The sequence below is a fragment of the Synechococcus sp. RS9916 genome, from assembly GCF_000153825.1.
GTDB lineage: Bacteria > Cyanobacteriota > Cyanobacteriia > PCC-6307 > Cyanobiaceae > Synechococcus_C.
In genome coordinates this window covers 2,213,281-2,236,476 of record NZ_DS022299.1, presented here as the reverse complement: position 1 = coordinate 2,236,476, position 23,196 = coordinate 2,213,281, and the positions used below count along the sequence as shown (strand labels likewise).

The following is a 23,196-nucleotide window of genomic DNA, read 5'->3' as shown; positions in this document are numbered from 1 at the left end:
ATTGGACCTTAGACCGCTCGAACCCTCAACCTTTCCGGCCTGCAGGCCAGCCAGGCAACCGATTGACCACCCGCAGCAGCCCGCGACGGCGGCGGTTCCAGCGCAGGCGCCAGAGCGATTGCGACTGCAACACTGAGCCAGTGGCAAGGGCAGGAAGAAGGTCATCCAAGTGCTGGAGCACCCTCTGCCAGCGAGCCATCAAAGCGGGCTCGGAATAGGGCTCGAGGAATGGATCCAACACCTCCGCAGGCGGACGCCAAGCGGCTGGATCAGCCACGGCAGCAGCAATGCGATTGACGTCGTGGTCCAGACTTCCGCAACCGATCTGATGCCCGATCTCTCCAGGCGTGAGAGTGTCGGCAAGGGCGTGGTTGACACTGCTGAACACCACACACCCGCAAGCCATCGCCTCCAATGGAGGCAAGCCAAACCCTTCACTGACCCCCGCAGCACGCCAGTGCTCTGCCGAGTCATAGACATACACCTTGGCGCTGTTGAACAGATCCACCAGATCGTCGACCCAGCCGTCCTGCACCTCCACCCGCAGCCCCCTGGCTCGCAAGGCAGGCACAAGCTGCCGAAGCACGTAGTCACTGCTTTTGCGCCGCTGCACCAGCACATCGAGGGAACGCGCGTCCGATGCTTGGTGGCGAGCACCCCGCTCAAACCACTGCGGCTCCAGGGCGTTCGGAAGAAAGAACAGGGGGTTTCGTGGAGCACGGTCGCCCCAATACCCGAGGGTGTTTCGACTGACCGCCAACACCGGCACGCCTGGCGGCAGGTCAAAGCCGTAGCCACTGCTATGGGCCTGGTAAATGACGGGTCGACCGTGCAGCCGGCGCAACAGCATGGGCACGTCAAAGCCCCAGCTCACCAGCCAGAGCGCGTCGGCTGGAGCCTTCTCCTGTCGCAACAGGTCATCGAGAAACGGATGATCGGCCTGGCGCTGGCGGTAGGTGACCAGCTGCATGGGCCGCAACTGCGATAACAGCCGGGCCGTTTGCAGTGCAACACTCAACCCACCACAACGAAAACGGGTTCCGGTGCCAGGCACCAGAACCCTGATGGGAGTGAGTCGTTGTGGAATCGACGGAGGAGCGGATGGCATCAGCTCAGGGTGACGAAACCATCCCGCTCAAGCAAGCCTGAAATCAGGCGGTGGCGGCCTCCGTGCTGCCAGCCCGCTGACGACGGGTGAGGAAACCAAACAACACCTTGCCGATGGCGGCCACCAGGTTGCCTTCCAGCTCTTTGAACATGTTCATGTTCAGGTGGAACGCATGGTTGGCCTCTTCCACGATGCGATCAGCCATGGCCTGATCGATAGGAAGCTCATCCATCGTTGAGCGATAGGTGGTTTTAAACGCCTTCTCGTCAGCGATGTCATCGAAGACGTAGAAACGCAGTCCGTCATCGCCATCCATGTTCATCGCCTTTTGAGCGATGTTCTTGAGGATCTGGCCACCGGAGAGATCACCCAGGTAACGGGTGTAGTGATGACCCACCAACAGCTCAGGTGACTCTTGGGCGACGGCGTGAATCCTCTCCACATAGGCAGCTGCGGAAGGGGATGGCTTGATCTCGTCCTTCCAGTTGGCACCGAAGTAATAGGTGAGGTCTTGCTCCAGCGCTTCGCTGCGGTTGAGCTCTTTCATCCCCACGGGGCCCACCACAGGGTGATCACCCAGCTTGGCGATCTCCTCCTCCATCGCCGTGTACACGAAATAAAGGTCGGCCACCAGTTTTCGATAACTGGCCTTGTCGACCACACCCTTGAGGAAGCAGCTCACAAAGCCGGTGTTTTCGGCCATGGTGTGCGACTTCTTGGTGCCTTCACGCAGCTGGGCAGCCAAAGCGACAGACATGGAACAGACCTTGTGGCACAGAAGAGAACCATAAAAGCCATTTCCCGCCAGAAGCCCTCTGGTTTGCGAAGGGTTACGAGGCCACGGCAAACACGGTGTGCAGTTCACGGCAGATCTGCTGCAAGCGCAGCACTTGATCGGGCTGAGGCAGATGGGAGCCACTCGGCTGCCAGTCGCCCACCGTGGCCAATCGCCAGCGTTCACCGTCGTAGGTCATCCCGCGCATCAGCACGCCCAGCAACGGAGAGCTCTCTTCCCGCGGGTCCACCCGAAGACGCAGCTGCAACAACAGACTGCGGCACTGCAGGCGCGGACTCCAGCCAGGGAAGTGGAAGGCCAGGTCGAGGGTTTCCTCTTCCGTCCACTGGCGTGTTTGCGGGTCATCGCGCCAGGGGCTGAGGTTGGGCTTCGCTGCAGGGAAGTGCTGCCGCACCAGCGTCACGGACGACGCCAGCGCCTGGGCCTGTGGAACGCTGTGAATGGCTTCAGCTGCGTTCACGACTGTCGAAGGCGATGCGTTCAGGATGAAGGGTGCTGAGCGCACGTGCCAGCGACCGTTACGGTTGCGACCACAGTGTTCAAACCGGAACGGTTCTGGTCGAAGGGGGGCCAACCATGGCTTTGCGCTCCATCAGCACCCGAATCAGCCTCTATGGCCTCGTCGGCGTCGCGGCCGCCGCGGTTCATGCAGGGGTGCTGCTGGCCCTCGGTGTGGTGATGCCGCTGTGGCTCGCCAATCCCCTGGCCTTCCTGGCCGCATCCCTGGCGGGGTATCTCGGCCATGCCCGCTTCACCTTCCGCCCGGAAACCGGCGGCGCCCGCTTTGCGCGCCGCTGGCTGGTGCTGCAATACGCGGTCAATCTCACCATCTGCAGCCTGTTGCCTCTGGTGCTGCCGGCACTGGTTCCCGCACCCGTGCGGCTCGCCATGCTGGTGTTCACCCCCACCGTGCTCAATGCCCTGATCTGGTCACGAGCGGCCCGGTTCAGTCAACGCCGCCGTCAGAGCGGCAGCCGGCCCCGCCTCCATGCCGATGACCTGGGGCTGAGTGAGGCCAGCAACGAAGCGATCCTGGCGTTGATCGAAGCAGGCCAGCTCGATGGCGCCAGCCTGCTGGTGCAGGGTGCTGAGGTGCAACCTGCCGTCAGGCGCTGGAAAAACCTGGAGGCAAGACGGAGCGATCTGCAACTTTGCCTGCATCTCTGCCTCACCGAAGGTCCCTGCTGTGCACCGGCTGCGAGCATCCCTGATCTGGTCGACGCCAATGGCCATCTGATGCTGTCGTTCGGACAGTGGCTGCTGATCTCATTGCTCCCGCCTAGGCACCCGCGTCGCCGCAGGGTCAGGCGCCAGCTGCGAGCCGAAATCAACGCTCAGATCGAACGCTTCGAGCAACTGGTGGGCGGTGTCGCGCCACTGGCTCTAGACGGCCACCAGCACATCCACCTCGTCCCCCTGATCCACGACACCCTGCTCAACCTGGCGCAGGAGAAAGGCATCACCTGGATGCGCAGCACCGCTGAGCCACTGCCCACAGGGCTCCCCCTCAGCAGCTGGCGTGCCGCAATCCGCAGTGCTGGGCTGCTGAAATGGGGAGTCCTGCAAGTGCTCACCACCCGGGCAGCAGGGCGTCAGCGCAGACAGGGCATCGCCAGCAATGACGGATTTGCGGGCGTGCTGTTCACCGGGCAGATGGGGCCCCTGGCCTTGGAGGCCGGGTGGAGGGAACTGAGCAGTCGAGCTCCAGCTCAGAACCCGTCGCAAACGCCACCCCAAGTGCTGGTTCATCCAGGCGCTCCGCTCGAGCGCGACCTGCAGAGGGATGGGTTTGGGGTGTCAGCTCCATTCGCCGGTTCCCCTTGGCGCCAACGGGAATGGGAGGCCGTGCGCACCCTCAATCGGTGCGGTCAATCGCGCGGATGAAGTAGTGGGGGCGGGCCTTGGCCTCCACATAAATCCGACCGATGTATTCCCCCAAGACCCCAATCCCGATCAGCTGAATACCGCCCAAAAAGAGGATGGCGACGATCAAGGTGGCGAAGCCTGGAGCATCAACGCCGGTGAAAACAGTGTCGAGCACGATCACCAGGGCATAGATCAGGCTGAGCAGCGACACCAGCACCCCGATGACACTCCACACCTTCAGAGGAAGCACGGAAAAGGAAAAGATGCCGTCAAGGGCATAGCTCCAGAGCTTGAGCGGACTCCAGGAGCTGGCACCGCCGCTGCGGCTCACCCGCTGGTAAGGCAGTTCAACACTGCGGAACCCAGTCCAAGGCAACAGACCTTTGGAGAACCGGCTGGATTCCCGCAGCCGGGTCAGCGCCTCGAGCACCGGTGCATCCAGCAGCCTGTAGTCGCCGGCCCCTTCCTGGAGCTGAATTGAATCCACCAGCTTGTTGAACACCCGGTAAAACCAGGAAGCACTGGCCACCTTGAGGCGGGATTCCTGATCCCTGTCATCGCGGACCGCCGTGACCACTTCTGCACCAGCCTTCCACTGGTCGATCATCGCTTCGATCAGCTCGGGCGGGTGCTGCAGATCGGAATCGATCAACACCGCGGCAGCACAGTTCCCTCGGGCATGGTCGAGGCCTGCCAGCATCGCCGCCTCCTTGCCGAAATTGCGGGTGAGCTCCAACAGGGTGACGGGAACAGGCTCGCCAAGCTGCTGTTGATGCTTTTGAAACGCGCGGATCTGATCAACGGTGCCGTCTCGGGACCCGTCATCGATCAGCACCAACCGCTCCACCCCGGGCACCGCCAGCACCCGTTCGATGAAATGGGTGATCACGGCCTGCTCGTTGAAACAGGCAGCCACAACCCAAACCCCTGCAGGTTTCACCATGGGTCACCGGAGGCTGATCAAAGGGAACTTTAGGGATCGCCGTCTAAGTCATAGGCTCGCCCCATTGCACTAACGCCCCACGGCTCCCGTTCTCCATGGCTCAGTTCGAGAAGCTCACCGCCCCCACCCAGGGCACACCGGTCCGCTTCGAGAACGGCCAGCCCGTAGTGGCCAACGACCCGATCATTCCGTTTATCCGCGGCGATGGCACCGGCGTGGACATCTGGCCAGCCACCCAGAAAGTGCTGGATGCGGCTGTGGCCAAGGCCTATGGCGGCGCCAAGCGAATCGAGTGGTTCAAGGTCTACGCCGGTGATGAAGCCTGCGACCTCTATGGCACCTACCAGTACCTGCCCGAAGACACCCTCGAGGCGATCCGCACCTACGGCGTCGCCATCAAGGGCCCTCTCACCACGCCGGTCGGAGGCGGGATCCGGTCGTTGAATGTGGCCCTGCGCCAGATCTTTGATCTCTACTGCTGCGTGCGCCCCTGCCGTTACTACGAAGGCACCCCCAGCCCCCACAAGCGTCCCCAGGATCTGGACGTGATCGTCTACCGGGAGAACACCGAAGACATCTACATGGGGATCGAGTGGGAAGCCGATGACGCCGTGGGCCAGGAACTACGGAAACATCTCAACGAGGTGGTAATCCCCGCCAACGGCAAGCTGGGCAAGCGCCAGATTCCTGAAGGGGCCGGCATCGGCATCAAGCCAGTGAGCAAGCACGGCAGCCAGCGCCACATCCGCAAGGCCATCCAGCACGCCCTGCGCCTCCAGGGCGACAAGCGCCACGTGACTCTGGTGCACAAGGGCAACATCATGAAATTCACGGAAGGCGCCTTCCGCGACTGGGGCTATGAACTGGCCACCACCGAATTCCGCGACGTGTGCATCACCGAGCGGGAAAGCTGGATCCTGGGCAACCTCGATAACGATGCGAACCTGAGCGTGCAGGCCAATGCCCGCATGATCGAACCGGGCTACGACAGCCTCACCCCGGAAAAGAAAGGGGCGATCGACGCCGAAGTTCAGGCCGTGATTGACACCATCGGCGCCAGCCATGGCAACGGCAAGTGGAGGGAGATGGTGCTGGTGGACGACCGTATCGCCGACAGCATCTTCCAGCAGATTCAGACCCGCCCTCAGGAGTATTCGATCCTCGCCACCCTGAACCTCAACGGCGACTACATCTCCGATGCCGCGGCCGCCATGGTGGGCGGTCTGGGGATGGCCCCCGGCGCCAACATCGGAGCGAATGCGGCCATCTTCGAAGCCACCCACGGCACCGCCCCGAAGCATGCCGGCCTCGACCGCATCAACCCCGGCTCGGTGATCCTCAGCGGCGTGATGATGCTGGAATTCCTCGGCTGGCAAGAGGCCGCCGATCTGATTACCAAAGGGCTCAGCGCCGCCATTGCCGACCAGCAGGTCACCTATGACCTGGCCCGACTGATGGAGCCCAAAGTGGATGCCGTCAGCTGCAGCGGCTTCGCCGAGGCCATCATCGAACGGTTCTGAGCCCGCAAACCGCCGAAGCCGTTGCCGCAGTCCTGAGGGGGGAGCTGGCGCTGAGACGCTGGCAACCCGCTCTGGACCATTCCGCCATCGCCGCCCTCTGCAATGCATTGCAGGGGCTCGATGACAGCGGCACCTGGGCGCCAACACCTTGGGGGCGCACCTTGCCACGCAGTTGCGTGGGCACCGATCCTCAGCGCTACCTCGACCATCTCCAGCTGCGCTGCAAGCTCGCCGCCGTGGACCAACTCGAGCAACTGTTTTTTGCACCGGTGGCTGCGTTGTTCAGCCAACACTTCGGCCTACCCCTGGACCTGCTCAGCAGCAGCGACGGAAGCCAACTGCCGGGGTGGGCGCTGCGGGAAATGGCCAGCGGAGGCCGCATTCCAGAGCACTGCGAGCAGGACTGGAATCCCCTCAACCTGATCGAAAACGGCACCCTCTGCGACGTGGCCCTGGAGCCCGCGTTTCAACTGAGCTTTCTGTACGGCGTCCGCTCCGCCACCCAGGGAGGAGAGCTGCAGATCAGCGCCGATGAGACCTGCGTGCCCCTATCCCCTGGCGAGCTGCTGCTGTTTAACGCCGGCTGCCGCCGCCATCAGGTGCTGCCCACATCAGGACCGGAACTGCGGGTGGTGCTGGGAGGATTCCTGCGTCTCAATCGCAGCCACACCCGACTGCATTGCTACGTCTAACGCCACCAATCGCCAGGGTCGTTCTCTGCGAGTACCGCCTGGACGATCCCAAGAGGCCTGCAGACCTGTCCTTCCCGCTGCCACCACCCCGGCAGCGCCATGGCTGGGACGCCTGGAGCGACCTGTGCGATCGCATCGACCGGAGCCTGCAGGTGGCCGGGGGCGTGCTGCGGGAACCCTGGCTGGAATTCGACCATCCCTTTGCGCATCCCCCGGGTGTGTTCTTTCGCCTCGATCACCGCAAAGGAGCGCTGGCCGAAGGTGTGGGGGCAGCGCGCCAGCAGCTCATACCCCAGGTCGAGCAACCGCTGTACTGGCCCAGCAGCGACGACCTGGACCTGGGGATCAGTCACTGCGGATTCTTCCCCAGCAGAACCGACCACCAACACGGGGCCATTCGCCTCAACCTCACCGGCCCCGATCAGTGGGCCTGGCTGACACGCCAGGCACCAAACCTATGCAGAGACACCCTGGCAGAACTCCTCCAGGCAGAAACGTTCTGCTGGTCCGCCACATGTGACTGGGGAGCGGATGGCATCCAACGCCTGGGGTTCGAATTGTTCCCCGTAGGACGGCTGCAGCGTGGCAGCGCGATCAATGACCCACTGGTGCAGACCCTGCTGCAAGCACTGGAGCCCTGGTGTTCGCCTGAGACCATCACGGAATGCCAGCGACACCATCACAACTGGCGTCAACAGCAGAGTCCGAGCCATCAAGACGGCTTCAGCCATCTCAAACTGAGCCCTGAGAGCGATGGCACCTGGTCGATGAAGTTGTATCTGCTGAGCCATGCGCCTCGCTGACGCCTGCCTGGAGCGGGATGGTTTCACCTGGGTGCCTGAGCTGCTGGACCAGGCCAGCCGCACCAGACTGCGTCGACTCACAGCTCCCATCCTGGAAGCAGCCAAGCGCTGGGAAAGCCAGGGAGAGCCCCTCTGGTTTCTGCAGGACGACCTGCCCGAGCTCGCCGATCTCCTGCAACAACCCAGCTTGCTGGCACGGCTCCAAAGCACGTGTGGCCTGGGCCAAGCTCCCGTGAAGCTTCTAGCCGCAACTCTCTACAGAAAACGCACCGGTGAACCCGGCACCGCCTGGCATCAAGACGCCCGCTTCATCCCAAGCGACCAACTCGCCGCCTTCACGGTGTGGTTGCCACTGCAAGCGATCGATGCCGCCAACGCACCGATTCAGTTTCTGCCCGGGAGCCACCGCCACTGCCTCCTGGAGCAACCCCAACAGGCCAGCAGCCCTCCCATTGGCCTACCGGAGACCTCTCCTTGTGTGGCCACACCCATGGCCTTCGGGGATGCAACCATCCACACGCCCTGGACCCTGCATGGATCCTGCAGCAACCGCACCGCCGCTCCGCGCCTGGCACTGATCGTCAATTACCTCAGCGGCCCACTCACTCTCAACGCCGAGTCAGCGCTCAACGGTTCCCACCACCCGGAAATCGTGAACGTGCTGCGCCGCACCAACCAGCACAGCCTCGGGCGACGCCTGCAGCAGCCAGGTACCCCATTCAGCCCAGCACAATGGCGCCATGGCCAGTCCTGATCCTTCCGATCCCTGCGTTCACTGCGGCTTCTGCCTGCCCACCTGCGCCAGCTACCGGGTGCTGGGGACGGAAATGGACTCGCCGCGCGGTCGCATCCACACCCTCAAGGCGATCGATACCGGTGAACTGAGCCTGGATGCCACCGTTGCCGGGCATTTCGACAGCTGCCTCGGGTGCTTCGCTTGCGTCAGCGCCTGCCCGTCCGGCGTGCGTTACGACCAGCTGATCGAGGCCACCCGTCCGCGCCTCAACAACCCTGAGCTGCGCAGCCCTTGGCAGCACACATTCCGGCAGCTGCTACTGGCCGTGCTCCCCTATCCCCGCCGATTGAGAGCCCTGCTCACTCCGCTGCGGGCCTATGCCGGCACCCCACTGCAATCCCTCGTGCGCCGCAGCGGCGTGCTGAAGCTGCTTGGGCCGCAGCTGAATGCCATGGATGCTCTGTTGCCAGCTCTGGCCCCGGAAGGCTTCGCCGATCGCTTCCCCACCGTGTCGCCGGCCCATGGACAACGCCGCGGCCGGGTCGGGCTGGTGCTGGGGTGCGTGCAGCGGTGCTTTGACCCCAAGGTCAACGCAGCCACCGTGGCGGTGCTCCAGGCCAATGGTTTCGAGGTGGTGATCCCGCCGAACCAGGGCTGTTGTGGTGCCGTGAGCCATCACCAGGGCCAGATGGACCAGACCCGCGAGCTGGCCACCACCTTGGTGGCCAGCTTCCAGGCCATCCCCAATCCACAGCCCTTGGATGCCGTCCTCGTGGCTGCTTCCGGCTGCGGCCACACCCTCAAGGCCTATGGAGAACTGCTCGAACCAGGCGCCAGCGGATTCCCCTGCCCCGTGCAGGACGTGCATGAATTCCTGATGGAACGCGGGCTGAGTGAAGAGTTCCGCGCAGCCCTGATGCCCCTCCAACACCCAGAGGGACAGCAGGCCAGCCCCGCCGAGCCCCTGTCAGTGGCGTATCACGATGCCTGCCACATGATCCATGGCCAGGGAATCACGGCGCAACCGCGGGCCCTGCTGCAGGCGATTCCCCACCTGCAACTGCGCGAGGCCACGGAAGCCGGTGTCTGCTGCGGCAGTGCCGGCATCTACAACCTGGTGCAACCCGACGAAGCCGCCGCCCTGGGGCGGATCAAAGCCAACGACCTGCAGAGCACAGGCGCCGGGCTGATTGCCAGCGCCAACATCGGTTGCACGCTGCAATTGCGCCGCCACCTGCCTCCAGACGACCAGGCCCCCGCGGTGCGTCACCCGATGGAACTGCTGGCGACCTCAGCCGGACTGCTCTAGCGCCCCTCCATCTGCCGCCAGGCCTGCGCCAGCGTGTCGGCGTCGCCAAGATTTCCTGGGAAGGTGATGATCGGCAGCCCCTGATGCGCTGAACCAGCCGAAGGCAACGGCCGCACCAACGACAGTCCCGGCAGCAACTGTCCCTCCAGCTGCACCGCTTCGAGCCCGAGCCCCTCCGCCAGCAGGGTGCCGGTGGTGATGCCGCCCTTGCTAATCACATAACCCAGCTGCGGTGCCAGGGCCGCCACCAGACGCCCCATCACCCGGGCCAACTCCATCCCAAACCGGAGCCGCCGGAGCACCGCCCCTTCCCCCTCGCCAAACCCCAGCTCGCCGCGGCTGGTGAACAGCACGGGGGTGCAACCTCGGGCCAGCAGCGCCTCCAGCCGCGTGCGCCACTCCAGTTCCAGATCCGGCAACAACCAGTCGGCCTGGCCCCCTTCCAGCACTCGGGCGATGCGGGCCACGGGCAACTCCAGCCCTTCGCATGCAGGCTCCCGCAACAGCTGCTGCAGCTGCTGATCCGCCAACGGCACATGGGAACCCACCAGCACCAACCCAGGCTGAGGCCTGCCTGAATGCTGACGCCGCAAACCTGCCAGGCCAGTCGCATCCAAAGGCTGAGGCCCTAGGGGGCAGGATCCACCATCCACCAGGCCATTAAGGAGGCTGGCGGCGGAACGAAACAGAAAGCGTTTGCGGCCCTGCAACTGATGAACGGCCGCCCCAAGGGCCTCCAATTGCTCGACGCGGGTGGCATCAACCACCACGGGTTGATTGTCCTCAAGACCCTCAAGCCAGTGGAGCAGAGCCGTGAAACCTGCAGGTTCACCACCACGGCGCCCTTCAGCAGCCCGATCCAACACCCCCCAGCCCAGCCGCATCACTGAGGCCTGTGCAATCGCGCCACCACTTTTCTCCTCCAGCCAGGCGGCCAGATCGCTGGTGCTGAAACCAAACAACCGGTCCTGGGCAAACGCGGTGGTGTGAACAGGATCCCCATGCAGAAGATGCACCCCGTCCACGGTCGTGCGCCCCCCCGGCAGGAACGCCGGCACATGCAACGTGGCGTCCACGGGCTCAAAGCGTGCCTGCCAGGCCTCCGCCAGCACCTGGGGCTCCAACACGCCATGGCCCCGCAGGGTGGAGTCACCTCGGCTGACCAACTGCACCTGATCAGGGCGCATGTTGTCCGCAGCCATCGCTGCAGCCAATTCCTCCACAATCTCTCGGTTCCGTGCGGCGGCCTCAGACGGCGACAGCGCCCGGGTGTTGGCCAGCACAAACAGCAATCGCGAGGGATGGCGCAAACCACGGCGCAAGGTCTCCCGGTCCCAGCGCAGCAACAACGGACAGCTGTGAACCGTTTGCGACCCCGTGGGGTCGTCGTCGATCACCACAACCTTCACCGAGGACTCCGCCTCGCGCGCTCCTCAATCTCGATCAGATCAGACCCATTCACTGGAGCAATAAACCCTGCATTGGCACGCACCAGACAAACAACGGAAGCTTGACTGCGCTGCGCAACATCCAACTGACGCCAGCCCGGCAGACGCACGCGCAGCCAGGGGCGACCGTTCACCATCAGCACCGCCTGCTGAAGGCCATGCTCCGGGGTGTCGGTGACCACCACATCCCCGTAGTGAAGCCGGGCAATCGGTTGATGGGTTGCCAAAGACCGGCAGTGGGTTCCCTCTGGATCCCGCTCCACCATCAGCCAATGGCGCACCTCGTAAAGCCCGCGATTGCCCTGGGTCTGGCTGCTCAAAAAGTCACCACTGGCGTTGGGCAACGGTGGTTCAGCCCTCTGAGCCAAAGCGCCCTGACCACAGATCCCCAGATGGAGCAGGAGCACACTGTGGACCAATCGGCGCACTTGTCGAGTCATGGCAGCAAGGCCCATGGCACCATCATTCTCGGCAGAACCCACCGGTTATCGATACGTTCGTCGCCAACACCAGCTCACCCCAGACCATCGCGCCAGACAACCTGGCCGCGGTCCAGGACGTGGTGCGTGATCTGCACGCCAGCGCCAGCCCCTGGATCCCCTCCGGTCTGGGCAGCCGCCTCAGCTGGGGAGCCCCGCTCAAACCGGCACCGGTGCTCAGCCTGCGCCACTGCAAGGCCGTGCTCGACCATGCCGTCGACGACCTCACGATCACCTTGCAGGCGGGACTGCCCCTGGCCGATCTGCAAGCGCAATTGGCGGAACACCAGCAATGGCTCCCCGTCGACTGGCCTTTTGGCACGAACCTGAAGGACGCTGATTCAGCGGGCAATGATTCCGCAGGCACTGACTCAGCAGGCAGCGTGGGAGGGCTGGTGGCCCGAGGACTGGCCGGAGGCCTGCGTCACCGCCACCTGGGGGTTCGCGACCAGATCATCGGCATCGGACTGATTCGCAGCGACGGCACCGAAGCCCATGCCGGCGGCCGGGTGGTGAAGAACGTGGCCGGCTACGACCTGATGCGCCTGCTCTGCGGCAGCTGGGGCAGCCTCGCCCTGATCAGCGAACTCACCCTGCGGGTGCAACCGATTCGTCCCGCACGGGCCCTACTCATGATTCACGGCCCCCTCGAAGCGCTGGAGGCCTGGCGCGCCGACGTGGTGGCCAGCACCCTCACCCCCGAGCTGCTCAATTGGCAGTGCGGCCCAGCGCAACCGCTGCGCATCCAGGTGGGGGTCGCCAGCGTCAGTGATGCGGCAGTGGAGGACCAGCTGAACCGCCTGCGGTCCCTTGCCGAGCACCACCAGCTGAGCGCGGAACCACACCCCTGGGAGGGACCCTTACCACCCGCAGAGAGCAGCACTACGGCCACACCACCCTGGTTGCTGCGACTCGCCCTGGCCCCCACCCAAGTCCAGGCCCTGTTCCGCAGCGCGGAACTGCAGGCGCTGCAGGGATGGCACTGGCAGGTGGCCGCCGCCGCCGGCAGTGGTGATGGCTGGGTCCCGACGGACGGGGCAACCCGATGCGATCAGCTGAAGAGCTTGCGTCAGCGCGTCGAGACCCTGGGGGGCAGGCTGAGTGTGCTGCGACAACCCTCGGCAAGCACCAAGGCGATTGACGCCTGGACGGATGCTCCATCCAGGCCGCTGATCGAGGCGGTGAAGCGCCAGTTCGACCCCCTGCAGCAACTCAACCGCGGTCGGCTTCCTGGGGTCGCCCATCCCTACGGATAACGGCTGACCGGGAAGAATCAGCCCTGACTAACCCGATAGGTGCAGCAGAGCTCGAGGCTCTCTCCGGCCGCCAGCTCCAGCTTGCGGTCGCCACTGATCAGGGACTGACGCGGACCCGTCCAAGGCTCCAGGCACACCATGGCGCGGGGCGGCTCGGTCCAGACCACGGTGAGATCCATCGGTGCCGGATGGTCGAGCTGAACCCGGGTGCCAGCCAGATCATCCACCAGGGTCACGGGGCCGGAGGGGCGACTCAGCAGATCCACCCCCTGGGCCAATCGCTCCAGCTGCCCGGCGGTGTCGGTCTCCGCCATCTCCAGGTGATTGAGGCAACGGGGTGCGAGGCCCTCCAGACGGGTGCGGCTCAGATCGCTGATGGTGAAGTAAGGGTGCAGACCAAAGCTGAACGGCATGGCCACCGCACCGTCACCGGTGTGGCTGATGGTGGTGCGAATCTCCAGGGCCTGCGCCAGCGGCCGCACCGCCATCACCACGCGGAAAGGGAACGGGAAGGCCTCACGGGTCTGGGCGGTGTCCGTCAGGCTGAGCTGGATACCGCTCTGATCCTCGAGCAGCTGCAGTTGCCAAGGCAGATCGCGGGCAAAACCGTGTTGCTTGAGGGTGTGATCAACCCCATTCACCGGCAACACATCACCGGGGAGATTGCCGCAAATTGGGAACAGCACAGGGATCCCGCCGCGAATGCTGTTGGCGGGATTGGCATAGCGCTCTCGATCGAAATACAGCCACTCGCGGCCACCACAGCTCCACTCCGTCACCAGCCCGCCACGCTCAGGCACCACCCGCAAGCGATCGCCACTGCTGGGGTGAACAAATTCCCAGTGGGGGTAGGGCGCGGACTGCTGAATGAGCGTCATGGCCATCGGCTTGGGCAGTCCAAGTGTGGCGCGACCGTAACGAGCTGACCGAGGACCGGCTGTCGTGCAGCCAACACCGATCGATCACTCACAGTCATGCCCACTGTTCCAAGGTTTTGAGCCACTCCAGCAGGGCAGCATTCACCTGCTCCGGCACCTCATCGTGGGGGCAATGGCCCGCCTCCAGCACCACTTCCGTCGTCGCCTCCGGTGCATGACGTTGAAAACTGGCGCGCCGGCCCGCCGCATTGATCCAGGGGTCGCGAATTCCCCAGAGCAACAGCAGAGGAGCAGTCAAATCCGCGAACAATTCATCGAGGGGTTGCCCGCGGGGAATGTCGAACACAGTGCGGAACACGCCAAAGGCGCCGGGATCACGGGATGGGAGAAGGATCGCCTCCACCAGTTCCTCATCCACATTGGTGCGATCGACATACACCTGATTGAGGGTGCGTCGAACGGTGGCCGGGCGGCGCATGTTCTCGAACAGCAGACGCTGCAGCACCGGACTCTTCAGCAGAGCCATGCCGATGGTCTGACGGGCAATGGCACCCCAACCTTTAGGTTCCCGCTGCTCATCACTGAACGGGCCTGCGGCATTGAGCAGCACCACGCCAGCGCAGTCATTCCCCAGTGCAGCACCAGCAGCGAGGGCCGCGAAACCACCCAGGGAATTCCCGGCGATCACGATGGGGCGACCGATCCGTTCCTTGACGTAGGCCACGAGCTGATCCCGCCAGAGGGCACCGCCATAGGTGAGGCCGGCCGGCTTGGCGCTGCGACCAAACCCGAGCAGGTCAAGGGCATGCACCTCGTGGGTGCGCGCCAGCACTGGGATGTTGTGTCGCCAGTGATCGGTGGAGGCCCCGAAGCCATGGACCAACAACAGGGCCGGACGCTCCTTCGCCAAGGCCGCAGCAGCAGGGTCGGTGGGGGCGCAGTGCAGGCAATGCACAAACGCGCCCAGGTGTTCCCAGGGTTCACACACGGTCTGGGGCAGCCGCTGGCTGACCAGGTCGCTGACCACTTCCGGAGCGGCTTCTGGAGCAAGGGTCACGACAGATCAGGCCTTGAGCGGTGATGCTAAGGAGCCTTGCCAGCGCTTGTTCCTTTGGACGCCTTCGCTCTCGGCTACGGCCCTTTCAATGATCCGGCCACTCTGCGTGGCGCCGTGTTCTGGGCCCTGGCGCTGTATCTCCCCCTGAGCGGGCCCCTCAGCCGCTTCGAAGCCAGCCTGCTCAACAGTCCGCTAAGCGCCGGCTGGCAGCAGATTGCCCTAGTGATCAGCAGCCTTGTGCTCGCCCTGGGGGTGGGCGTGGTGGTCCAGCTCGTCCTGAGCTGGACCCTTGGACCAGGCTGGGCATCGAGCCTGGCTTTGATCACGGTGGGTTGGAGCCTGTTCCTACTCCTGGCCCGCAGTCAGGGACAGGACAGAACGAAGGACTGACCTGGTGTCTCGCTGATCAGACCAATCCGACTGGATCGGCGGCAACCGAGTCGTCCACCTTGTCGCCCCCATCGGGGGTGTTGCCACCAAGCACCAGACGCAACAGCACCGGTGCCAGGAAGGTGGTGCCGATCACCATCACAAGGATGGCGGCCTCCAGAGAGGGCGAGAGCAGACCCGCACTCGTACCGAGCCCGAGGAAGATCAGGCCCACTTCACCCCGGGGCATCATTCCCAAGCCCACCACCAAACGGTTGGTGGGCTGTTTGCTCACAAAGGCCCAACCTGCAGCGATCTTGCCGAGGATGGCAATCACCAACAGGAAGCCGGCCACCACAAGAGCCGAACGGCTGGCGGGATCCAACGGATTGATCACCGACAGATCCATGCCGGCACCCACCAGCACAAAGAAAATCGTGGCGAACAGGGTCACGATCGGCAGCACCGCCTGCTGAATGGCGTGGTTGTGCTTCGAGCCGCTCAGAATCAAGCCAGCCGCGAACGCGCCCAGGGCAGCCTCCAGACCGATGGCTGTGGCGGCAAAGCAGCTGAGCGTAAGGATCACAAAGGACGCCACGAGCACTTCCCCCGGGGCTTTAAGTTTGTCGATCAGCCAGTCGAAAGCAGGCGCTGCCGTGCGGCTGAGGCCAATGGCCGCCACCACAAAAACGATCGCTGCCACCACCAGCTTGAGGATCGGAGCCATCGAGAAGGTGCCTCCAGCCGCCACGGACACCACCACCGCCAAGATCACGATGCCGAGGATGTCGTCAAGCACAGCAGCGCCAATCACGATCTGGCCCTCACGGGTTTTCAGGTAACCCAGTTCGCCAAACACGCTGGCGGTAATACCGATGCTGGTGGCGGTCATCGAGGCACCAGCGAACACTGCCGGAATCAGATCCACGTGGAAAATGGCCATCAGGCCTGCGGTGCCAATGGCAAAGGGCAACACAACACCGGCGACTGCAACCGTGAAGGCCTGACCACCAACCGCCACGAGCTCATCTAATTCACTCTCAAGACCGGTGAGGAACAGCAGGGCATAGAGGCCAAGGGTGGCGACCGCCTGCAACGAGGGGAAGGTCTCGTTGTAGATCTCCGGAATGGCATCCGGCGGAATCGAGGCCAGTCCACCGATGAGCTGGCTGAAGCTGTCGCTGAGATGGGCCTGGGTTTCAGGCGGCACCAGCAGATGCAAGCCCGACGCACCGATGATCACGCCGGCCAACAGTTCCCCGAGGATCGTGGGCAGCTGAAACCGCACCAACACCTCCGCCAGAGTGCGGGCAGCCACGAAGATCAACAGGAAGCGCACCACCCCGATCAGGGTTTCAGCCACCTCCAGATCGTGGCTGCTGAGCTCACTCAGCATCGGAGAGAGCTGGGCCAGCTCCAAGGGCACAAGCATCGAGATCAACAGGTCCTGATGCCAGGGACCTTATAAGAGATCCCCTCCAGCAACCGTTCAGATCAACCTGCTGCGGCGTGGGCACAGAGAGCAAGGCAACATCAACACGCCGTTGGCACGTGCGATCAGTACCCAAATCGATCGCTTCACTCTGGTGATCAATGGCAGCAAGCAGGTGCTTTTCGGTAGATCCAGGGCGCCCCAATCGAAAGAACAAATCAAGGGAAAAATCCTGCGGCACCGGGCTGATGCCGGCGAGCAAGGCAACAACTCACCAGAAATCAACCATTGGCGCTGAAGCCTCGGTCACAGTTCCTGCACCGTGTGAACCAGTCAAGGGCAAACCGACTCACACTTGGATCACACCCGGTTCCGTCATATCTGAGAGCGATGAGCACCTCCGAGCCTCTCGATCTACGTCTGCCCACGCCCAGCTGCTTCGCCGACCCCGAACGGGCCGGGCTTGAAGCCGATGCCGTGTTTGCCGGCATGACCGAGCACCTGTTCTTCACGCTGGGAAAACTCGCCCCCACCGCCAGCCGCCATGACCTCTACATGGCCCTCAGCTATGCGGTGCGCGACCGGCTGATGACCCGCTACCTGGCCAGCCTCGAGGCCATCCGAGCCCGGCCACAGAAAACAGTGGCGTACCTCTCGGCGGAATTCCTGATCGGCCCCCAGCTCAACAACAACCTTCTCAACCTCGGGATTCAGAAGGAGGCCGAGGAAGCGGTGCGTCGCTTCGGCGTGGAATCGCTGCAGCAGATCCTCGATGTGGAGGAAGAGCCAGGCCTGGGCAATGGAGGGCTCGGCCGTCTGGCGGCCTGCTACATGGAATCCCTCGCCAGCCTACAGGTGCCAGCCACCGGCTACGGCATCCGCTACGAGTTCGGCATCTTCGACCAGCTGATCCGCGACGGGTGGCAGGTGGAAGTCACCGATAAGTGGCTCAAAGGCGGGTGGCCTTGGGAACTGCCCCAACCGGATGAAGCCTGCTTCGTGGGATTCGGGGGCCGCACCGAGAGCTATCTCGACGACAAAGGGAATTACCGCTCCCGTTGGATCCCGGCGGAGCATGCCATCGGCGTCCCCCACGATGTGCCCGTCCTGGGCTACCGGGTCAACACCTGCGACCGCCTGCGCCTGTGGCGCGCGGACGCGACCGAGAGCTTCGACTTCTATGCCTTCAACATCGGCGATTACTACGGCGCCGTGGAGGAGAAGGTGGGCAGCGAAACCCTCTCCAAGGTGCTTTATCCGAATGACGGCACCGATGAGGGCCGACGCCTGCGCCTGAAGCAGCAGCACTTCTTCGTGAGCTGCTCCCTACAGGACATGCTGCGCAGCCTCGATCACCGCGGCCTTGCGGTGGAGAACTTTGCCGACTACTGGACGGTGCAGCTCAATGACACCCACCCGGCGATTGCGGTGGCCGAACTGATGCGGCTGCTGATCGATGATCGCCACCTGGAATGGAACCAGGCCTGGGAGATCACCACCCAATCGGTGGCCTACACCAACCACACCCTGCTGCCGGAAGCTCTGGAAAAGTGGGATCTACGCCTGTTCGCCGACCTGCTGCCCAGGCATCTAGAGCTGATCTACGAGATCAACCGTCGCTTTCTCCAGCAGGTACGACTGCGCTTCCCAGGCAATGACGCCATCCTGCGCAAGCTCTCGATCATCGATGAAGACGGCAACAAAGCCGTGCGCATGGCCCACCTGGCCACGATCGGCGCCCATCACGTCAACGGTGTTGCCGCGCTGCACTCCGATCTGGTGCGCACCCAACTGCTGCCTGAATTTGCTGCACTCTGGCCCGAGAAATTCACCAATGTCACCAATGGCGTGACGCCCCGCCGCTGGGTGGCGCTGGCAAACCCAGAGATGTCAGCTCTGTTTGACCAGATGGTGGGCCCCGACTGGATCTCCAACATGGAGAGCCTGCGCAAGCTGGAAGCCCATCAACACGACAGCACGTTTCTCTATCAATGGGGCGAAACCAAACTGTCGGTCAAACGCAAACTGGCGAACTACATCCACCGTCATTCCGGTGTGCTGGTGGACCCTGCGAGCTTGTTCGATGTGCAGGTGAAGCGGATCCACGAATACAAACGCCAGCACCTGAATGCGCTGCAGATCATCACCCAATACCTGCGCATCAAGAACGGCCAGGCCGATGGATTAGCGCCCCGCACCGTGATCTTTGGGGGCAAAGCGGCACCGGGCTATTACATGGCCAAACTGATGATCCGCTTCATCAACGGCATCGCCGAAACGGTCAATGCCGATCCAGATATGGATGGCCGCTTGCGGGTGGTGTTTCTGCCCAATTACACGGTGAAGCTGGGTGAGCAGGTGTATCCCGGCTCCGATCTCTCCGAACAGATCTCGACTGCAGGGAAGGAAGCCTCAGGCACCGGCAACATGAAGTTCGCCATGAATGGAGCCCTCACCATCGGCACCCTCGATGGCGCCAACGTGGAAATCCGCGACAAGGTCGGCGCCGACAACTTCTTCCTGTTCGGCAAAACCGTGGAAGAGATCGCGGCCCTGAAGCAAAGCGGTTATCGCCCCTGGGAGGTGATCAACAGCACCCCTGAGCTGGCCGAAGCGATCCATCTGATCGAAAGTGGCCACTTCAGCAACGGCGATGCCGACCTGTTCCGCCCTCTGCTCGACAACCTCACCGGCAGCGATCCCTTCTTCGTGATGGCCGATTTCGCCGACTACCTCCGCGCCCAGGACGCCGTCAGCCAGGCCTGGAGCGACCGCACCCAATGGAACCGCATGTCGGTATTGAACGCTGCTCGAAGCGGCTTCTTCTCCTCCGACCGCTCAATCCAGGAATACTGCGATCACATCTGGAAAGTACAGCCCCTGAAAGTCGACATCACCTGCGACGTGCGCTGACGGCTGAGACCTGCCTGGCGATCAAGCTGAGCAAGTCAAACCACACAAGCCACCTGATGCCCCTGAGTAAATCGGGAGCATCAACCAGCTGGTGGGAAGGCGACGACAAGCCCTGCTGACACAGGAGAAATCAAACGATCAGCTGCGATCCGGCAGATCAGGAGTCTGGTGGAGCAGACGGTTTAAACGCAGACGATCAGCATTGAGGGGATCGGGCGCCAACTCGCCAGCCAGCTCGCGGAACTTCTGTTCAATCGCTTCAGGAACGCGCACATCAAAGATGCGCTCCATCAAGGCCTCGATCGAAAACAGATGCGCATTGATGTTTTCGAGATCCGCCATGGCCTGATGAAGCGCATCAACGGGCTCTTCAGTGGCACCGACAGGCGTGGCATGAGCCTGGGTTTCAGCCGGACGGGGACCGTGCTGCTTCTGGAGATCCTCCAGCACACGACCCGAGAGGGTGCGGAAGGCCTGAAGTGCAGCCCAACTCAGCTCCTGCTGCTGACGCAGGGTGGGAGATTCACGAATGAGGCGATCGTGCTCGCGATAAAAGCGCTGACAGTCAGGGCATTGACAGGGCTCTTCAGGCACGTCACACCCTCAAGATCAATTCCCATCATGACATCTGATTAAGCAGCCAGAGGCGGCTCCCCTGAAAATCCGCCGTCATCGGCGGACGGACCACGCGGCCCCTCGCCGTTGTCGTCGTCAGTGAGGTCGGACATTCCCGGCAGCGGAATCTCAATGGATGACACGACCTGAATCACGTCACGAAGACGCATCGAATCGGCAAACCAACCCATGGCCTGCTCAGTGTCGCCACGACGTTCCGCATCGCTGGCCTGGTCTTCATGGGCCTCCGCCAGCAACGCCAGCCAGCAGAGGCAACGGGCCTGAACCACCGAGAGATCGAGATCGGTGGGCTGGGAATCAGCAATGCGCTCGCTTTCCTGCTGCACCAAGAGCCGAAGCCGCAGATCGTGAAGCTGGGTCATGGCACCGGATTCACTGCGTTAACGCTAGCGACAGAGTGCGGTCCCGCCACCCCCCCAGATGTAGTGGCGGCTACGGGATCACAAACCCACGGACAACGGGGCTGGCGGGACTCGAACCCACGACCTACGGTTTAGGAAACCGTCGCTCTATCCGGCTGAGCTACAGCCCCCTAAAAGCCATTATGGGGGTTGAAAGCAGGCGAGGTGATCGCGATCAGGGCATCGGTGGCTTCGGCCCCGAGGCGCTTGGTTGAGGAAAGTCCGGGCTCCCCGATGGCCAGGCTTGCTGGGTAACGCCCAGTGCGGGTGACCGTGAGGAGAGTGCCACAGAAACACACCGCCGATGGCCGGCTTGCCGGCACAGGCAAGGGTGCAAAGGTGCGGTAAGAGCGCACCAGCAGCATCGAGAGGTGCTGGCTCGGTAAACCCCGGCTGGGAGCAAGGCCGAGGAACGACGGTTGGCCATCAACCCCGTTCCGCTGATGTGCGCCGCTCGAGGTCGCCGGTAACGGCGATCCCAGATAGATGATCACCCCCCTTCTTTGGAAGGGAGAACAGAACCCGGCTTATGTCCTGCTTTCACCCCCTTTGGCGCCCCAGCTGACGCCATCCGCTGCGCTCCTGTTAGGTCCAGATCCGTGCCCATCGATTCGGCCCCATCCGATCCCTCACCTCTGCGCGATGAGCAACTGATGCGCTTCTGCGCAGACCTGGGATTGAACCCCTCCACTAGCCCAAATGCAGCCCGAACCCTGGCGCTGGTGGATGAAGCGCTGACCCACACCTCCACCGGCAGGCACATCAACCACGAGCGTCTCGAATTTCTCGGGGATGCCGTTCTTCGACTGGCAGCCAGTGAATACATCGAACAGCACCACCCCCAACTCCCCGTTGGCGAGCGCTCCGCCCTGCGGGCTCAACTGGTGAGCGACCGTTGGCTTGCCGCCCTCGGCGACAGCATCGGCATCGAAGCAGTGCAAACCATCGGCGCCAAGGCCCGCGGGGACGACGCGGCGCGCGCGACCCTGCGAGCAGAAGCCACCGAGGCCCTGATCGGAGCGCTGTATCAGGGATGGGGATCCATCGAGCCCGTGCACAGCTGGCTCACCCCTCACTGGCAGCGGACCAGTGCAGCAGTGCTGGCCGACCCCCACAAGGGCAATGCCAAGTCGGCTCTGCAGGAGTGGAGCCAAGCCCGCAAGCTCGGCCTACCCACCTATTGCAGTGAGGAGCAAAGTCAACGCCATGGCGACCCAAAACGGTTCCGCTGCCAGGTGGAACTGCAAGGCAAAACCCTGGCGGAAGGCTGGGGAGGATCACGGCGTGACGCTGAACAGCGCGCAGCCCAGGCGGCGCTTCAGAGTCTTGAAGGTGGCAGCTGAGCCCCACAGCGATCGCAATACCGAGCCTTAGCGCGGTGATTGGGCTGCCCGCACTGGTCGCAGTTGAACGTTCGGAGATCAGCCCGGACCCCAGCCCGGCGCAGCCCCTCCACCGTGACGATGCCTGTGGGAATCGCAATGATTCCGAAACCGAGCAGCATCACAGCCATGGCAAGGATTCGGCCCAGGGCCGTCTGCGGCACGATGTCGCCGTAACCAACGGTGGTCATGGTGACCACAGCCCAATACACGCCCTGAGCGACAGAGCGGAACTGGCTTTGTGGATGGAAGCTCTCCACTACCACCATCACGTAGCCGAGCACCACCTGGAGGATCAGCACAAACAGAATGAACACGCTGATACGCCGGGCACTGGCCTTGAGGGCTGCCCCGAGGGCGCGGGCCTCATCCATGAAGCGCAGCTGCTTAAAGACCCGCAGGATGCGACCGAACTTGAACACCCACAGCACTAAGCCGCTGTTGATCTGCGGCACGGCAAAAAACAACACCGCCGACAGATCAATCAGGCCATACACGCTGCGCAGATAGGCCAGAGGCCTAGGGCTTGCGATCAGATGCAACACCAGATCGGCGGCGAAAATCGCCAGGGCCAGACGGTCGATCCAGTCAACCCACGCAGGCACTAGTGCGGACGAAGCCGAAGCCAGACCTGGAGCAGGCTCGAACAGCAGACCCACGACGCTGAGCAGGATCGCGCCGAAAACGACCAGGTTGTAAAGCCTGCCGGCACGCGTGTCGGATTCGAGCACCACCCGCGCCAGGCGGTCGCGGACGGTGGGGGGCTGGCATCAGGCGGCTTGAAGGTCGCGCAGCCGCATGGTGATGAGCTTGTCCCAGTTGCCGCCTTCAAACAGCACAGCAGCGCGATCGCCGCTGATGCGTTGCACAAACCCGGTGTAGCCGTTGTAAATCGAAGTGGCATCGACCACTTTCACCGTGGCGCCAGGAAGAATCGGAGTGGCGCTGGCCATAGCAATGGGCTGATCTGAGGCCCAGTATCGCCCGGCGGGATGATGAAGCGATAACCCCTCTCGCAGCAGGAGCCAGAGTGTTCAGCTACTGATCCCCAAGAAAGCGGGAACCTCATCAGGGTCAAAAGTTCTTAGCAGCCTTAGTGAGCAGCGGACAAGATCAGAAAAATGAGGTGACCCGTAGACACTAAAAAACTCAAAATAAAGCGGACAAAGAGT

General features: G+C 63.1%; 24 protein-coding genes, 1 tRNA gene and 1 other RNA gene. 12 read left to right on the top strand and 14 right to left on the bottom strand.

Going from position 1 to position 23,196, the window contains the following annotated elements:
• Positions 1-25 precede the first annotated feature (25 nt).
• The 3 genes from RS9916_RS11585 to RS9916_RS11575 all read right to left on the bottom strand — a co-directional run bounded on the left by RS9916_RS11585 (position 26) and on the right by RS9916_RS11575 (position 2,364).
• On the bottom strand, positions 26-1,108 hold the full coding sequence (locus RS9916_RS11585; protein WP_038023722.1) for a glycosyltransferase: 1,083 nt from the start codon (positions 1,106-1,108) through the stop codon (positions 26-28).
• A gap of 43 nt (positions 1,109-1,151) precedes the next feature.
• On the bottom strand, positions 1,152-1,865 hold the full coding sequence (locus tag RS9916_RS11580; protein WP_007099607.1) for a heme oxygenase (biliverdin-producing): 714 nt from the start codon (positions 1,863-1,865) through the stop codon (positions 1,152-1,154).
• Between the two features lie 73 nt (positions 1,866-1,938).
• Positions 1,939-2,364: a hypothetical protein gene (locus tag RS9916_RS11575; RefSeq protein ID WP_007099606.1), complete on the bottom strand. Its 426-nt coding sequence runs from the start codon at positions 2,362-2,364 to the stop codon at positions 1,939-1,941.
• A 32-nt stretch (positions 2,365-2,396) separates the two neighbouring features.
• Between RS9916_RS11575 and RS9916_RS11570 the strand changes: the two genes are divergently transcribed.
• Positions 2,397-3,788, top strand: coding sequence for a ChbG/HpnK family deacetylase (locus RS9916_RS11570; RefSeq protein ID WP_007099605.1), 1,392 nt, complete (start codon positions 2,397-2,399; stop codon positions 3,786-3,788).
• Here the strand turns inward: RS9916_RS11570 and RS9916_RS11565 are convergent.
• The gene (locus tag RS9916_RS11565) at positions 3,760-4,713 is read right to left on the bottom strand and encodes a glycosyltransferase family 2 protein (protein WP_007099604.1); all 954 of its coding nucleotides are present in this window, start codon (positions 4,711-4,713) and stop codon (positions 3,760-3,762) included. The genes RS9916_RS11570 and RS9916_RS11565 overlap by 29 nt on opposite strands.
• Positions 4,714-4,808: 95 nt before the next feature.
• On the opposite strand from RS9916_RS11565, the gene RS9916_RS11560 reads away from it, so the two are divergent.
• The 5 genes from RS9916_RS11560 to RS9916_RS11540 all read left to right on the top strand — a co-directional run bounded on the left by RS9916_RS11560 (position 4,809) and on the right by RS9916_RS11540 (position 9,773).
• Positions 4,809-6,233: an NADP-dependent isocitrate dehydrogenase gene (locus RS9916_RS11560; protein WP_007099603.1), complete on the top strand. Its 1,425-nt coding sequence runs from the start codon at positions 4,809-4,811 to the stop codon at positions 6,231-6,233.
• A gap of 176 nt (positions 6,234-6,409) precedes the next feature.
• Complete coding sequence (locus tag RS9916_RS11555; RefSeq protein WP_232199580.1) at positions 6,410-6,925, top strand: 2OG-Fe(II) oxygenase; 516 nt, start codon at positions 6,410-6,412, stop codon at positions 6,923-6,925.
• Positions 6,913-7,728, top strand: coding sequence for a hypothetical protein (locus RS9916_RS11550; RefSeq protein ID WP_007099601.1), 816 nt, complete (start codon positions 6,913-6,915; stop codon positions 7,726-7,728). The genes RS9916_RS11555 and RS9916_RS11550 overlap by 13 nt, the downstream gene beginning before the upstream one ends.
• Positions 7,715-8,482, top strand: a complete 768-nt coding sequence (locus tag RS9916_RS11545) for a phytanoyl-CoA dioxygenase family protein (RefSeq protein WP_007099600.1) — start codon at positions 7,715-7,717, stop codon at positions 8,480-8,482. The genes RS9916_RS11550 and RS9916_RS11545 overlap by 14 nt, the downstream gene beginning before the upstream one ends.
• The gene (locus RS9916_RS11540; RefSeq protein WP_007099599.1) at positions 8,469-9,773 is read left to right on the top strand and encodes a (Fe-S)-binding protein; all 1,305 of its coding nucleotides are present in this window, start codon (positions 8,469-8,471) and stop codon (positions 9,771-9,773) included. The genes RS9916_RS11545 and RS9916_RS11540 overlap by 14 nt, the downstream gene beginning before the upstream one ends.
• On the opposite strand, the gene RS9916_RS11535 is transcribed toward RS9916_RS11540, so the two are convergent.
• Both RS9916_RS11535 and RS9916_RS11530 read right to left on the bottom strand, forming a co-directional pair.
• On the bottom strand, positions 9,770-11,182 hold the full coding sequence (locus RS9916_RS11535; protein ID WP_007099598.1) for a four-carbon acid sugar kinase family protein: 1,413 nt from the start codon (positions 11,180-11,182) through the stop codon (positions 9,770-9,772). The genes RS9916_RS11540 and RS9916_RS11535 overlap by 4 nt on opposite strands.
• On the bottom strand, positions 11,179-11,661 hold the full coding sequence (locus RS9916_RS11530; RefSeq protein ID WP_198003451.1) for a hypothetical protein: 483 nt from the start codon (positions 11,659-11,661) through the stop codon (positions 11,179-11,181). Before RS9916_RS11530 ends, RS9916_RS11535 begins: the two co-directional genes overlap by 4 nt.
• Positions 11,662-11,747: 86 nt before the next feature.
• Between RS9916_RS11530 and RS9916_RS11525 the strand changes: the two genes are divergently transcribed.
• Positions 11,748-12,956, top strand: a complete 1,209-nt coding sequence (locus tag RS9916_RS11525) for an FAD-binding oxidoreductase (protein WP_038024591.1) — start codon at positions 11,748-11,750, stop codon at positions 12,954-12,956.
• Between the two features lie 17 nt (positions 12,957-12,973).
• On the opposite strand, the gene RS9916_RS11520 is transcribed toward RS9916_RS11525, so the two are convergent.
• Complete coding sequence (locus tag RS9916_RS11520; RefSeq protein WP_007099595.1) at positions 12,974-13,840, bottom strand: galactose mutarotase; 867 nt, start codon at positions 13,838-13,840, stop codon at positions 12,974-12,976.
• 88 nt (positions 13,841-13,928) lie between these two features.
• Complete coding sequence (locus RS9916_RS11515) at positions 13,929-14,834, bottom strand: alpha/beta fold hydrolase (protein WP_038024590.1); 906 nt, start codon at positions 14,832-14,834, stop codon at positions 13,929-13,931.
• Between the two features lie 111 nt (positions 14,835-14,945).
• On the opposite strand from RS9916_RS11515, the gene RS9916_RS11510 reads away from it, so the two are divergent.
• A complete protein-coding gene (locus tag RS9916_RS11510; protein ID WP_007099593.1) occupies positions 14,946-15,281 on the top strand; it encodes a hypothetical protein in 336 nt (111 codons plus the stop codon).
• A gap of 16 nt (positions 15,282-15,297) precedes the next feature.
• Here RS9916_RS11510 and RS9916_RS11505 read toward each other — a convergent pair whose 3' ends face one another.
• Positions 15,298-16,692: a cation:proton antiporter gene (locus RS9916_RS11505; protein WP_007099592.1), complete on the bottom strand. Its 1,395-nt coding sequence runs from the start codon at positions 16,690-16,692 to the stop codon at positions 15,298-15,300.
• 61 nt (positions 16,693-16,753) lie between these two features.
• Between RS9916_RS11505 and RS9916_RS15415 the strand changes: the two genes are divergently transcribed.
• Both RS9916_RS15415 and RS9916_RS11495 read left to right on the top strand, forming a co-directional pair.
• On the top strand, positions 16,754-16,990 hold the full coding sequence (locus RS9916_RS15415) for a hypothetical protein (protein ID WP_083773059.1): 237 nt from the start codon (positions 16,754-16,756) through the stop codon (positions 16,988-16,990).
• Positions 16,991-17,082: 92 nt separating this feature from the next.
• On the top strand, positions 17,083-19,605 hold the full coding sequence (locus tag RS9916_RS11495) for a glycogen/starch/alpha-glucan phosphorylase (RefSeq protein ID WP_007099590.1): 2,523 nt from the start codon (positions 17,083-17,085) through the stop codon (positions 19,603-19,605).
• Between the two features lie 138 nt (positions 19,606-19,743).
• On the opposite strand, the gene RS9916_RS11490 is transcribed toward RS9916_RS11495, so the two are convergent.
• The 3 genes from RS9916_RS11490 to RS9916_RS11480 all read right to left on the bottom strand — a co-directional run bounded on the left by RS9916_RS11490 (position 19,744) and on the right by RS9916_RS11480 (position 20,773).
• Entirely contained in the window at positions 19,744-20,199 is a 456-nt protein-coding gene (locus RS9916_RS11490) for a hypothetical protein (RefSeq protein ID WP_007099589.1), read from the bottom strand.
• A gap of 38 nt (positions 20,200-20,237) precedes the next feature.
• Positions 20,238-20,603 (bottom strand): hypothetical protein, encoded by a 366-nt coding sequence (locus RS9916_RS11485; protein WP_007099588.1) that lies wholly within the window; start codon positions 20,601-20,603, stop codon positions 20,238-20,240.
• 96 nt (positions 20,604-20,699) lie between these two features.
• Positions 20,700-20,773 (bottom strand) — tRNA-Arg (locus RS9916_RS11480).
• A 21-nt stretch (positions 20,774-20,794) separates the two neighbouring features.
• On the opposite strand from RS9916_RS11480, the gene rnpB reads away from it, so the two are divergent.
• Together rnpB and rnc are read left to right on the top strand one after the other, a co-directional pair.
• Positions 20,795-21,188, top strand: an RNA gene (gene rnpB / locus RS9916_RS13635) — RNase P RNA component class A.
• Between the two features lie 53 nt (positions 21,189-21,241).
• Positions 21,242-21,985 carry a ribonuclease III gene (rnc, locus tag RS9916_RS11470; protein WP_007099585.1) on the top strand — a complete coding sequence of 248 codons (744 nt, stop codon included), beginning with the start codon at positions 21,242-21,244 and terminating at the stop codon, positions 21,983-21,985.
• Here rnc and RS9916_RS11465 read toward each other — a convergent pair.
• A complete protein-coding gene (locus tag RS9916_RS11465; RefSeq protein ID WP_007099584.1) occupies positions 21,961-22,758 on the bottom strand; it encodes an ion transporter in 798 nt (265 codons plus the stop codon). The genes rnc and RS9916_RS11465 overlap by 25 nt on opposite strands.
• Before the next feature lie 36 nt (positions 22,759-22,794).
• Positions 22,795-22,977, bottom strand: coding sequence for an NAD(P)H dehydrogenase subunit NdhS (locus tag RS9916_RS11460; RefSeq protein ID WP_007099583.1), 183 nt, complete (start codon positions 22,975-22,977; stop codon positions 22,795-22,797).
• Between the last annotated feature and the right edge of the window lie 219 nt (positions 22,978-23,196).